The organism is Pirellulaceae bacterium, from assembly GCA_029243025.1.
Taxonomy (GTDB): Bacteria; Planctomycetota; Planctomycetia; order Pirellulales; family Pirellulaceae.
Genome location: JAQWSU010000034.1, coordinates 207,383 through 221,122 on the forward strand (window position 1 = coordinate 207,383; position 13,740 = coordinate 221,122).

The 13,740-nt window shown below is 51.8% G+C and carries 9 protein-coding genes; 8 read left to right on the top strand and 1 reads right to left on the bottom strand.

What is annotated here, in order from left to right:
* Positions 1-49 precede the first annotated feature (49 nt).
* The 6 genes from P8N76_16960 to P8N76_16985 all read left to right on the top strand — a co-directional run bounded on the left by P8N76_16960 (position 50) and on the right by P8N76_16985 (position 4,885).
* Positions 50-265: a tyrosine-type recombinase/integrase gene (locus P8N76_16960; protein MDG2383363.1), complete on the top strand. Its 216-nt coding sequence runs from the start codon at positions 50-52 to the stop codon at positions 263-265.
* A 41-nt stretch (positions 266-306) separates the two neighbouring features.
* Positions 307-954: a CehA/McbA family metallohydrolase gene (locus tag P8N76_16965; GenBank protein MDG2383364.1), complete on the top strand. Its 648-nt coding sequence runs from the start codon at positions 307-309 to the stop codon at positions 952-954.
* 269 nt (positions 955-1,223) lie between these two features.
* On the top strand, positions 1,224-2,153 hold the full coding sequence (locus tag P8N76_16970) for an ABC transporter ATP-binding protein (GenBank protein MDG2383365.1): 930 nt from the start codon (positions 1,224-1,226) through the stop codon (positions 2,151-2,153).
* The gene (locus P8N76_16975) at positions 2,143-3,123 is read left to right on the top strand and encodes an ABC transporter permease subunit (protein MDG2383366.1); all 981 of its coding nucleotides are present in this window, start codon (positions 2,143-2,145) and stop codon (positions 3,121-3,123) included. Before P8N76_16970 ends, P8N76_16975 begins: the two co-directional genes overlap by 11 nt.
* Before the next feature lie 2 nt (positions 3,124-3,125).
* Positions 3,126-4,052: an ABC transporter ATP-binding protein gene (locus P8N76_16980; protein MDG2383367.1), complete on the top strand. Its 927-nt coding sequence runs from the start codon at positions 3,126-3,128 to the stop codon at positions 4,050-4,052.
* Positions 4,049-4,885: a hypothetical protein gene (locus tag P8N76_16985; GenBank protein ID MDG2383368.1), complete on the top strand. Its 837-nt coding sequence runs from the start codon at positions 4,049-4,051 to the stop codon at positions 4,883-4,885. The genes P8N76_16980 and P8N76_16985 overlap by 4 nt, the downstream gene beginning before the upstream one ends.
* A 342-nt stretch (positions 4,886-5,227) precedes the next feature.
* Here the strand turns inward: P8N76_16985 and P8N76_16990 are convergent, their stop codons facing one another.
* Positions 5,228-5,632, bottom strand: a complete 405-nt coding sequence (locus P8N76_16990) for a hypothetical protein (GenBank protein ID MDG2383369.1) — start codon at positions 5,630-5,632, stop codon at positions 5,228-5,230.
* Positions 5,633-6,566: 934 nt separating this feature from the next.
* Here P8N76_16990 and P8N76_16995 point away from each other — a divergent pair.
* Both P8N76_16995 and P8N76_17000 read left to right on the top strand, forming a co-directional pair.
* Positions 6,567-13,016 carry an SDR family NAD(P)-dependent oxidoreductase gene (locus tag P8N76_16995; GenBank protein MDG2383370.1) on the top strand — a complete coding sequence of 2,150 codons (6,450 nt, stop codon included), beginning with the start codon at positions 6,567-6,569 and terminating at the stop codon, positions 13,014-13,016.
* Positions 12,989-13,735, top strand: a complete 747-nt coding sequence (locus P8N76_17000; GenBank protein MDG2383371.1) for a thioesterase domain-containing protein — start codon at positions 12,989-12,991, stop codon at positions 13,733-13,735. Before P8N76_16995 ends, P8N76_17000 begins: the two co-directional genes overlap by 28 nt.
* The last annotated feature ends 5 nt before the right edge of the window (positions 13,736-13,740 follow it).

Below are 13,740 nucleotides of genomic sequence, written 5' to 3' on the forward strand. Positions count from 1 at the left end.
TCTGTTTCGGCATCCGAACGGCCATACGGCTCGTATCTGTCGGAGTGCCTTGCCCTCTGATTGCCGCTGTCTCTTCACTGATGGCCACGATCTCCGCCGCACGGCATTACAGGAGTGGGCTAACGCGGGTGTGAGCTTGGCGGATCTCCAATTCTTAGCTCGCCACGAGAACATCGCAACCACGCAGAAATACTATATCTCAAACAATGCCACCATCATCGGTGACCGAGTACGTCAGGTACAGTCTGGGTACAGTGGTAGCTAAAACACTACGTATACAGTCCCAACCGTGTAATCTATTATCACATGCTGAACTGCGGAATCCGCCTACCGCCATCGGCTGGAAGCGCTTCGGGAGTGCTTCCAAACCCAGTCGGTTACAACCGCGTTTACGTGCATCTCGATCTCCCCTTCACGCGTGATAGGTGGTTTGAAGGGCTGGCCGACGGCCGTTGCTTTGTAACAAATGGCCCCCTTCTCATCGCGACAGTCAACGGTCAATTGCCCGGGACGACGTTCCAGTACACAAACCATAGAAATCAGTCGATGAATCTTTCGATCGACCTTACCTCACGCGATCCCATTGATCAAATCGAAATCATTCACAACGGCCAGTTGCTCGAATCCATTTCGGGCACGACGCAACTAACTCAGAAGCACTCGCTCACCCTTCCCCTCGCGAAACCGGGCTGGATCTTGGTGCGTGCCATTACCAACAGGCAGGACACATTCCGTTTTGCATCCACCGCTCCCTGGTACATCGATGCCGAATCTCAACAGCCTGTCATTAACGAAGCGTCAGCCAAATTCTTCCTGAATTGGGTGGACGAACGAATCTCGCGGATCGAAAAAAACGTCAGAAATCCCCAACAACGCCAATCAATACTGGCGCCTCATCGTGAGGCGAGACGATTTTGGCAGCAACGTGTAAGCCAAAGTTCGCCTGGCCATTGATCCCAACAGGATGCATTGTCAACAGCACAAGGAATACGTGTTATGCCAGCAGAACATTTCTACGATCGTTCGGTCATTGGTACGACTGCCAACTAAACTTTAAACGATTGCTCAACTCTTAAACTGCGCCCCCTTGCCCGACTGCCGCTTCCAGGATTGGAAGAAAGTCACGCCCTTCTTCCCGAAAGATCTGGAGCTGCGTCGGTGGACACTGACGAATTCCATGCAGTTTGTTAAGATAGTGACGCTAACAATTTCATGGAGATGCTGTGCCTTCACTCATTGAGCTCGACCAGATCTGCAAACGTTTCGGCTCCTTCACGGCGTTACAAGATGTGACCTTGTCAATCCACCCCGGAGTAACAGGTCTATTGGGCCCAAACGGCGCTGGCAAAAGCACTCTCATCAAAATTCTTTTAGGTCTTCTTCGGCCGTCCAGTGGCACCGGCAAGCTGCTAGATTTTGAAATTGGTCGCCAAAATCGCGAAATCCGCGCGAACGTTGGATTCATGCCAGAGGATGATTGTTTTCTCTTCGGTCTTTCGGGTGTGGAAGCGGTTCAATTTTCGGCGCAGCTTTCCGGGATGCATTCGACGGAAGCGCTTCGACGTGCCCATGAGATTCTCGATTACTGCGGATTGACTCAAGAGCGTTACCGACCCGTCGACACCTACTCGACAGGTATGCGACAAAAACTACGTTTCGCTCAGGCCATTGTTCACGATCCGCCTTTACTGATATTCGACGAACCCACCTCCGGGCTGGATCCGGAGGAACGAGAAATTTTGCTTCGCCGCATCAAACGGCTCGCTACCGATCACGGCAAAACCGTTTTACTCTGCACGCATATACTCCCTGACGTACGAGCGGTCAGTGACGCAGTCGTGATTCTGGCAAACGGGACGGTTCGCGTCGCAGATCAACTACAAAATTTAAGTCGCCCTAATGTGCCCGCGGTATCCGTCCGCCTTCTGGGCGACACCACGGCTTTCGCTGCTTCGTTGCCTCAGCAAGGACTCAAACACGAGCGCACCAGTGATGGGACGTTTGTAATTCACGGTCCGGTCAAAGAGGTCTCAACTCGCTTGTGGCAGATTGCGGCAGCAACGGGTTCAACCATCCGATCGATGGCACCATCCCGCAATTCTCTGGAAGACATTTTCCTGCAAGCAGTCCAGGAGCACCCGCATGGCGATTAATTCTTTAGGGTACCGCAATTGGACAGGCAAACGAGCGGCCAGTTGGAATCGTGTGATCGTGATTGCCTGGGCGGGAATCCGACGTGCTTGGCAGAATCCTTGGATGCGTCGCCTGTTCCTATTGTCATGGACGCCGGCGATTTGGTTCGCTGCTGGATTTTTCCTCTATGAAAAATCGGTTGAGTACCCGGAATTGATGCGGGTACTCGTACCGTTCATCATGAACAGCGTACGGGACAATCCCCAAATGCAGGACGCCGTCCAACTCATGGCATCCGGCGACTTACAAGAAGCACGTCATGAAATTTGGGCTTGGCTATTACAATCATTTTTTCGCAGACCTCAAGGAATTGTGATGGTGCTGGTCATCGGTTTAATCGCCCCCCCGTTGATCTCACAAGACATCCGCTCCCGTGCATTCTTGCTATACTTTTCCCGTCCGATCGGACGCAGCGAGTACGTGGTGGGCAAATTATCGATTGTTGGCTGCTACCTCGCGTTAATTTCCATGTGCCCGGCTCTCGTGCTCTACATCGCGGCTGTTTTGCTGTCGCCCGAAGTGGGTGTTGTCTCTTCCACCTGGGATCTACCACTGCGCACGATCGCGGCGACGGTGGTGCTGTCTCTGCCAACCGCATCACTCGCGTTGTGCATCTCATCGCTCACCCGTGAAAGTCGCACCGCGGCATTTGCATGGTTCGCAATCTTCATTTTGGGCTGGGTCACCTTCGGAATCTTGTCAACAGTCGAAACCCTAAATCAACAGTCGCCAGAAAGTTTTCGGCCATTTCGCACGGACAGCATGTGGTCGCTACTGTCGCTTTACCACACGGTTGGGCGTGTGCAGAGCTGGGTTTTCGGTTTTGCCACGTACAAAGAAGTCATGCCCTCGACGATCGCCCTTGTGATGCTGACCGTTGTCTCGTTGACCATTTTGTTTCGGCGCGTCATGGCCCCCATGCGAGAATAACCGTGATCGACTTTCAAAATGTAACGAAACTTTATGGCAAGGTAATCGGCGTGAACGACGTCACGCTTTCGTTGCAACCTGGGGCTTATGGTCTCCTGGGGCCAAATGGATCAGGCAAATCAACCTTAATCAATCTCATTATGGGCCAACTCAAGCCGACCATTGGTTCGGTCCATGTGTTTGGAGAATGCCCAACAAGTAATGACGATCTCTACCAGCAAATGGGATACTGCCCAAGCAGCGAGGGAATGTATGCTAGTGTAACGGGGTTCGAATGGGTGCGCTATCTATTACGTCTCCAAGGCATGAAACGCCGCCATGCGACAGACGCAGCCAAACAGGCCCTCGAGTTGGTTGGCATGACCAACGCGATGGATCGCCTTATTTCTGGATATTCTCGCGGCATGCGTCAACGCACAAAGATGGCTCAGGCGATTTCACACGATCCGAAACTGCTTATCCTGGACGAACCGTTTAACGGTCTCGATCCGATTGGCCGCCATGAAATGACGATCGCCTTACAGAACTGGATTGAAAGTGGAAAAAGTCTGCTGCTCGCCAGCCATGTGTTACATGAGGTTGAGTCGGTCACCCAATCTTTCCTATTGATTTGCGGCGGGCGCCTGCTCGCCTCGGGACATGCTCATGAGGTCAATCAATTGCTCGTCGATTTACCGAACGACCTAACGATACGTTGCAGCGCGCCCAAACGTTTGGCGGAAGCCATTGTAGCTCGCGACATGGCTGAATCCCTGAAGATAGAGGCGGATCAGTTAATCGCTTCCACTCGTCACCCCAGCCGTATCTTGGCAGAATTGCCAACTTGGGTCACCCACAACCAGATCGAAATCTACGAGATTCGATCTGCCGACGAATCATTGCAAGAACTGTTCAATTCCCTGCTAAAAATTCACCGAGGCGAGATATGAATCAGGGCCGATCGCGATGGTGGACGGGAGTGTCTGCTGTCTTTGAGTTTGAAATACGACAAGCCTTGACGGCAGCAGGAATCGCCTGGTGGTGCATCCTAACATTCTTCCCAGTCGCAATCGTATCGTTGGTGCTCCTGAGCCCTAACGCAAGACGCAACGTCCCCACAACCGCATGGCAAGTATTTTTCTTCGTTCTGGTGCCATTTCTAATTAGTATGCTCGGCACCTTCAAATGGACTGCATCCGCTATCTCAACCGAACTGGAAGGGCAAAGCTGGGTATACCTTGCAGTTCGGCCCAACGGGCGAGTCGCCGTTTCACTGGGCAAATATTTGGCCGCCGTAAGTTGGACACTGACAGCCACACTGATCGGTATCACGCTCGCTGTCTTCGTGACCTGGATCGCGAATACAACCCTTTCGAATTCAGGCGAAATCTGGCGCACCTGGTTCGCGATCGCAAGACTCTGTTGCTTATCAGTTCCCGCCTATGCTGCCCTCTACCTCACACTCGGTACAATTTTCACAAAGAGATCAATGGTGATTGTTGTTGCCTACACGCTTATCTTTGAGGTCCTTGTCAGCTTCGTCCCCGCATTAATCAATAAATTCACGATTCAATATCGTTTACGGGCATTATTTATTCAGTGGACAGGCATCGAACTCTCGGCGACCAACAACGAATTTGGCTGGATGGATATCGTGGGCGAAGAACCCGCCTGGATTCACCTGATGGCCTTGATTTCGTACGTGGCGGTTTTAGTCCTCTTCGCCTGCTGCTTAGTTCGAAAACGAGAGTATCTCGTCACCTCGTCCGCTGATATCTCTTAAATCGACTCCGCTGCGTTTCGACCGCAAACCATCACGTCAGATCCTGGCCAGCGCACGACGTGATCGTCAAAGCGTAATCCGCGATCAAATCAATTCCTATTTGTACGAAACCGAACCGCTTACGAATCATCAGCGCTAACCGGTTGGAAGCAACACCCACACCATCAGCAGGGGCGAGTACAGCACTCGCAGGTCAACGAAGCACAACCACCTTAGGCAGTGGTCGCGCCCAGCTTCAACCGCTTCCCGTTCGGAACAAAAAGGGCGGCCAAGTAAATCGCCCATTTCAATCACCGGTATTACACGCCTATCACCAACGGGTTCCAATCGATGGGAATCAGACTACTTCCACTCCCACAGCTTCCATACTCCGTTCCCGTCGGCATCAACATCCCACTCATGCACCAGACACATCCCATTCAAGCGAGACAAGGATTCCACTGTGGTCTTAAAGAACGCCGAACCTCTGAAACTTGCGCCGCCGTCCTCATGCATTCGTCCAGCGCCATTTGCAACGACCGTGACGGGCCCATCTTTGCTCATCAGCACACCCTGATTAGGACATTCTCCATAGAGCGTGCCGTCTGCATCCATTTCAGACCAATATGTCGTCATCGCGCTAACTTCGACACCCAAGACCGTACCCTGGCCTTCCGTCGTGGTTTCAAACCGAGGTTTCGAACCATTCGCAGGCAATACCTTTGTCACAGCTGTCGATTTAATCTCTCCAATTTTTTCACCAAGCATGCCACCAACCTCCTAGATCCAGATTTTCTTTGACAATCAAACCTCAAGGCTATCTAAATTTCCTCCTTGAATAAAGATGGCCGTATCGAGAGAAGTGCATTCGAGTGAACCCGTTTTCACATTTCGAGTTCCACGGCCGGGAGCTCACCTTTCCTGCGACCTTTAAGCAATCATGTCGGGTCATATCGTTGAGGGTCCACGCCGGACGTCCACGACTCGCACCCAGTGCACGACACAATCAAGTTCGCGCCCCGTAGACAGTTCATCGCTTTAGGGCACGCCAGCGCATCACCGAGATTGATAGACAAACCGTACCTGATTCATCACAGTCGTCGGAAGCCACGGACAGTATTCGCAGACACAAGTAACGCATGAGGGCCAAAGGGAAATCTCTAAAGTCCACGATTGATCTCCGAGATCTTGGCAAGGCTCCGCTTCCGCCTTGAGTCCTCTCAAATCGTCTCTGTAGCTTGAGCCTGCGCCACATCAGCCGGTACATCGTGGCTTAAGAGCGCTCGGTAGGAGGGCTATCCAATCCTCATGACAGTCACGGGCGAAATAATCTGCAAAAAAGTGCCGCGTTCAGGTTTGACCTTTGCCAACGGGCGAAGCAAATGGAACGTTCCAGCCACCCGATTCCAACACGGGCTGATGCAAGCTTTCCTTCTTTCGGCTGGAGCATTGCCTTACCACAACATCCGACACTTTTGGAACTTCGCTCTTAATCGTCTCAACCGCCTAACAAGTCGGGAAAACCGGTCGGATCCGCCGCGAACCCACACGATTTTTTCGGCTAACCGTAAAAAAGCTAAGTTCCAAGAGCGTGCCCGTTGGTAACGGAAGTGAACTTCCTGTCAGGAATCCGTCCATTGGAATTTCGAAACACAGCACGCTATTCCATGCAACATTCGTAAAACCGAAACACAACGACGCTATGACCCGAAGCCCGAAGAAGTCTCCAGACTCCCAACCGATCGCCGTTGTTGGCATGGCTCTGAAAGTGCCTGGTGCGAGCACACCGGCTGATTTATGGAAAAATTTAATCAATCGTCGCGATTGCTTAACCCGACCGACTCGATCTGAATTACGACGTTCGGGCCTATCGCGCCACCAAATCGCCAACCCAGATTTTGTGCGTTCATTTCCCTGGTTGGATCATGTCGACCGTTTCGACGCATCTTTTTTTGACATGCCGAGTTTTGAGGCAGAACGAACCGATCCTACCCACCGACTTTTTTTGGAGTGCACCTGGGAAGCGCTCGAACGCGCCTGCATCGTACCGGGCGACAATGGGGTTCGAACTTCCGTATTTGGAGGTGTTGAATCAGGTTATATTCGAACCATCGAACCCGACAGTGTAGAAGCGGAAGACGGCCAACTCACGGTTGACGATCCAAGCGTTTTGATTCCGATTCGACTTGGAAACGCTTTGGACTTTCCTTGTGTGCGAGTGTCACACAAACTCAATCTACAAGGACCATCCTTCACCGTGATGGCAGCCTGTGCCACCTCTCTGATTGCCATTCATCTATCGGTAAAAGCATTGCGAAACGGTGAGTGTGACATCGCCATTGCGGGTGGCGCTTCGATCACTTCACCACAGGTTTGTGGCTACATGGGATCGATCGAGGGCATGCTGTCGCCAACGGGTGTTGTTCGCCCCTTCTCTGCTGATGCGGATGGTACGGTATTTGGCTCGGGTGTGGGGACGATCGTCCTCCGCCCGCTCGAGGATGCATTGGCCGCAGGGAATCCGATTATCGCCGTAATTCGGGGTTCTGGCGTTAGCAATGATGGCTCTCCTCCCGGAAAAGAAAGCTTCATTGCACCAAGCCCGGCGGGACAGCGTTCCGCGGTGGAACGCGCACTTACTGACTCAGGTATCGACGGCGGCAGCATTGGATATCTCGAAGCCCACGGCACTGCCACGCTGCTTGGAGACCCCGTGGAAATCAGTACGATATCCGATGTCTATCAAGGCACCACGAGCCGATCGAATTCTTGTGCACTAGGTTCTGTCAAAGCAAACGTCGGTCATCTGCGGACCGCTGCTGGCGTAATTAGCACGATCAAAGCATGTATGGCATTGCAGCATCGAGTGCTACCCCCATTGGCAAACTATCGTCAACCGAATCCCAAGATTGATCTCGCAGCAACACCTTTCTTCATTAACACAGAAGCGATGTCATGGAAGTCTCAGGAATCGCCGCGCCGCGCGGCCGTGTCATCGTTCGGTTTTGGAGGCACCAACGCGCATGTTATCTTAGAGGAATACCGGCAGGAACCACAAAAGCCAACAGAACGCACCGACAAACTATTTCTGTTTTCGGCAAAAACACCAGCAACTCTACAGAGACGTGTTTCCGATACGGCATCTTTCCTGGCACGGTCGCCTGAAACAAGTGGTGATGCGGTGGCACGTACACTGATCCATGGGCGCAAGAACATGGAACATCGTGTTTGCTACAATCTCGACAAATCCCTCGATGATTTATCGACCTTCAACCAACACGAGCCGATTGCAAAAGCCGTCGCGAAAAACTCAGACCGCTCGGTCGTGTTTCTGTTCCCGGGCCAAGGATCACAATATCCAGGCATGGGAGCGGAGCTCTACCATCAGCAAAGCGGTTATCGGGAGACAATTGATCAATGCGCTGAACTCTTGTTGCCAGAACTCGGATATGACATTCGGACCATCCTCCATCCGAATCTGACCGACGATGCGAATGGGTGCGCGGATAAGTTACAACAAACGGCGAACGCCCAACCGGCGCTGTTTGTCGTCGAATACGCTTTGGCGAGTCTGTTCATGCAATCCGGGGTTAAGCCCTCGGTTCTACTCGGTCATTCCATTGGCGAGATTGTCGCCGCCTGCATCGCGAATGTGTTCTCACTACCGGACGCGCTGAAACTGGTCGCTCATCGCGCGAAACTCATGCAAGCGTGCAAACCAGGAAGCATGTTAGCCGTGATGTCGCCTCCTGAGAAGATTGAATCCGAACTACCAGACGGTCTTGATATTGCTGCCCTGAACGCACCCGGAGTCAGCATCGTAGCTGGCCCAACTGAACTCACGTCCAGCTTTGCCGATCGCATTTCAGAAAAGGGGGTGGGAACCCGCGCACTCCATACGTCACACGCTTTTCACAGCTGGATGATGGACCCTGCACTGCCCGACTTCAGGGAACTGCTGACAAGCATCGAGCTTCATGCACCTGAAATCCCGCTCATTTCGAATAGCAGCGGAAAGCCATTAAAAGACGAGGAAGCGCGAGACCCTTTGTATTGGTCGGACCACGTGCGACACACCGTACTTTTTTCCGCGAGCGCGAACCATCTGCTGGCGCAGGGCGATGCCGTTTATCTCGAAGTCGGACCCGGGAGAACCTTGACTGATCTAATTCGGCAACATGATGCGGACCAATGCCTTGTCACCTCGCTCGATAACCACCGCAAAGTCAAGACGCTCCCTACCGATTCCGTCACCCGAGCGATCGCCAATCTCTGGTGCCACGGTGCATCGATTACCTGGCCCAAAGACAAACCCGCACCTCCCATGGTCGAACTTCCAACCTATTCATTCGATCGTCGTCGACATTGGCTAAATCGCGGTGAATCCGAAACAAGTGAGTCTCAGCAGCCAGTCTATTATGAACGAAACACCTATCGCCTGGATGCCGAGGCTGCCGAACAAGAGACACTCAAACGGTCTTGGCTCATCCTCAAAGATGAATTTGGACTTGGCGACGCGGTTCGCCACCGGATCAAATCGAACAGCGATCACGTGCTTGAAGTATCGCCTGGTGCGGAGTTCGTCAAAGTCAACGAGAATTCCTATCAAGTACGGCCTGACTGCCGAGAAGACTTCGAGCAAATTCTCGCTGACTTGCAGAGTCGCACTGACAACCCAAACATCGGTATCCTCCATCTTTGGTCCGTAACGGGGAAAGCGGGACCGCACAATTCGACCGATGCGTTTCAGACTTCGATCAAGACCGGCTTTCACACCCTAACAGCACTGTGTCAGGCCATTACTTCGAGGGGCGGATACAACCTTGTGAAGACCATTGTCGCCGCTGACGGATTACGCCAACCGGACTCCGAATCAGTGCCGATTTACGCTGAAAAAGGAAACTTACAGGGACCTGTGATAAATGTCCCCTATGAGGGTTTGGGAATCGCCTTGCGTCTAGCAGATATTGGTGAATTCCAGAGTAATCAGATTCCTGGATGGCTGGTCGACGCAATCGAAAGAGAATGTCGAACCGTCCCTTACTCAGGTGTCATCGCCTTACGGTCCCACGGTTCTTATCAGGAGGAATTGTACAAGATCGACGAACCTGCCACTGGCAATTTGCGTCTCCAAGTTAATTCCACCGTCCTAATAACCGGCGGAACGGGCGCATTAGGGCTTGAGTTTGCCAAACATCTGTTCGATCACTACCGAGTCAACCTTGCGTTAACAGCTCGATGGACGCCGCCGCCACGGAGTCAATGGAAACATCACGTGGCAATAGGTGACAAAATTGGCAAAGCGATCAAACAGATCATGGCATTGGAGTCCCGCGGGGCAAAGGTATCCATCGTTCCAACCGACGTAAGCGATCTTGAAAGTTTGGAAACTGCAATCCAAAACGTCGAGAACGAAATGGGCCCCATCAGCACTGTGATTCACTGCGCAGCGAGTAACATTCGTGAGATGTTAGTATCCACGGATAAGGCCACGGCCGAACGTATTTTCCGCGCAAAGGTCCACGGAGCCTTTAACCTAGAACAGGTTTTTTCTGAGCGAAATCTCGAAAACATGATTTTTCTGTCGTCCTATTCATCACTTCGAGCCACAAAAGGACAATCCGTCTACAGCAGCTCCAATGAAGTCCTGAACATGCTGGCGTCGCCCAAAAACCAACAGGACGACGGAATAAACCGCTGCGCCATTGGCTTCGGCGCAGTCGAAGAAGTTGGTATGGCCGCCAATTTCGTGGACGCGGATCAACAGGAAAGTCTCGCAAACGCCAAGACGGGTACCACCACCGGAGACTTGGACAAGTCCTTCGCCTTGGACCACCCATTGATTAAAACCGGACAGTCTTACAATGACAATACTCGTGTTTACAGGGGACTCATAAAAGCGGAGGGGAGCTGGGTGCTTGAGCACTCCGTCAAGGGCACCGCCCTCCTTCCGGCGGTAGCGTTTATAGAATGTGTCCAGGCAGCCCTCATCGATCATGTTGGCGATTCAGCGGCTCGTGTTCTAACCGATATTGCCTTCTTACGCCCTCTGTTCGTGAAAGGATCTGATTCTCAGCTTGAGATTGAATTCAAATCTGTGAACGATGACCAAATTTTCGAAGTTCGTTCCAAATCGTTGGACGAAAAAGCTGAATGGACCGTCCACGTGCAAGGCGTCATTTCGGATAGCTTGGCTTCACAAGACATTCCCGCACGGCTCTCCCCTCCCACTGACCTGCCACCCGTATCCCACAATAGCCAAGATTCACCTTTCATCACTTACGGTGAACGTTGGGACTGGAAATGCCTACAAGGCTCGCGAAAAAATGAGGATTCCTGCTGGCGTAAGTTTCGACTTCCCCAGAAATTCGCAGGGGATCTTGCGGACTTTCGTCTGCACCCCGCGATGTTGGATCGTGGGTTTTCCGATCCATTTGGGATTGATGGTCCGAATTCCATCCCCTTCTCCGTTTCCTCGTTACGAATCTACAGAGATCTGCCGCAGGAATTCTTTGTCTTTACGAAACACATACCGACGGCGAACAGCGGTTCAACCAATATGTGTTTTGTTGATGATCAGGGGAACGTATTACTTGAATTGGATGGATTCATCAGGCGCCCGGTTTCAGATGATTTCTCAGAACCAATCGCCAAGGAGAAGGATTCAACCTTTACCGCCGACGGCCTGCTGCCACCCAACCATCGAATTATTATCAGAGAACAAGGCGACTTGGATTCTTTTGATACCGAGCCGTTCGAACCTCGATTACCGAATCCGGGTGAGGTGCAGATTGATATCGTTGCCGCCGGACTAAATTTCCGAAATTTGCTGGAAACACTGAATATGGTATCGATTAATCAGCCCACCAATTCCTCGGGGATGGGCATCGAATGTTCCGGCATTGTCACTGCCGTAGGTGCGGGGCAAACCGATTTGCAACCAGGTGATCCAGTGATTGCCATGGGATCCAATGCGTTCTCAACGTCCATGACAACCTCCGCAGAGTTTGTGGCGCCATTACCGAGCACAATCAGCCTCGAAGAAGGCGCGGGAATTCCGATCGTCTTCCTGACTGCTGAATACGCTTTGAATCAGTTAGCCAAGCTAAAGGCCGGTGAGCGGATACTCATTCATGCAGCCGCGGGTGGTGTAGGACTTGCCGCCATTCAAATTGCGAAAAACATTGGTGCCGAGGTTTTCGCCACAGTCGGCAGCGCGGCAAAACGAAAGTTCCTTGAAAAACTCGACATCACTCACATCATGAATTCACGCGACTTGGATTTTGTGGAAGAAATCGGTGACCTGACGGAGGGAGAAGGAATCGATGTCGTGTTGAATTCACTGGCCGCCGAATTCATCCCGGCAAATTTTGAGGTATTACGTTACGGTGGACGGTTCATCGAAATTGGCAAACGCGATATTCAAGCAAACACCATGATCGGCCTACAGCCGTTCAGCAAAAACCTTTCCTATTTTGCTTTTGATCTAGGGCTCATGATGAAAGAACGTGACCCATTAATCCCCAGGATGCTCGATTCCCTAATGTGGCAACTTGAAAAAGGTCGACTATCTCCGCCTCCCACCACAGTGATCCCTGCCAAAGACATTTCAGAAGGTTTCCAGCGTATGGCGAGAGCCGAACATGTCGGCAAGAACGTGTTTAAGCTGCAAACGGCGTCAGATCTTTGGTTACGCAATCAACACCGTTTCTCTGAACGTTACACGAATTTAAGCACAATCGACGCATGCCTTCGAACACTCGACGTCGCCCTCAGAAAAAACCGACAAACGGATTGTATCCTCGCGTTGAACACCCCCCTAGATGAAAGGTCGGTCCGCATCGATAAAATTTCGGAATCGACTCGCGGTCGTCCGAGCCTTGAAATAGAATATGTGGCGCCAAGAAATCAAACGGAAGAACAACTGGTTAAGATCATCGAAAAGAGCTTGGACATCTCACCGGTTGGAATCGACGATGATTTTTTCGAATTAGGTGGAGATTCGATCACTGCCATTCAGACGCAGCACTCCATTAAAAATTCGTTGCAATACAATGTTCCGATGACCGTACTTTTCGAATACCCTACCGTTGCGAAACTAGCAGAGCTAATCGGAACCCCACAGTGCGATGCCTCAACAAACAGACGATGAAGGAAGGGAAAATCCCCTTCGTATTCATCCCCTCAGCAGCAAAAACCCCCCTTTCATTGGTAACTTTTGCGAGAAATCTGGATCCAACGAGGGGCTTTTATTCTTTTGAGTATCGTGGCCTGGACGGCATAGAAAGCCCCGATAGGTCACTCGAAGAAACAGCCGCCGGCTTTGCAGAACAAATCACTGCAATGGCCCCCCAAACGAGCATCTGCCTGGGTGGGCAATGCTTCGGTGGTACCGTCGCTTTCGAAATGGCTAAGCAATTGAGCGATCGCGGATTCACCGTCGACAGGTTGATCCTGCTGGACACTATACCGCCGCTCCTTGCATCGAACATCGAATCGACGATCGACATCGACGAAGAGCAAAATATCAGGCATTTGACGCAACAAGCCGTAACTGCCATCTGCGATCAAGCGCGGGCCCATTTTGCGCACTTTCCTGATGAAATCAGACAGCCCTTCGAGCGCACCCTTTCTCGCCAATTAGATTTTGGAAACAGCTACCGAGGCACCCCCACCGAGACCGACATCTATCTGCTAATCACCCAACAGTATGACGAAGCTATTTTCCAGAACTGGCAATCGCTGGCAAGAAACAACCTGGAAAAGATAAGATTACCTGCCGACGCATCTTCAGTTTTGGATAGCGACCAGGTTGCAACCGTTGCCAATGTGGTATCGAAAATCCTAGAAATCAATGCCGAATCGTCCTAATCCCT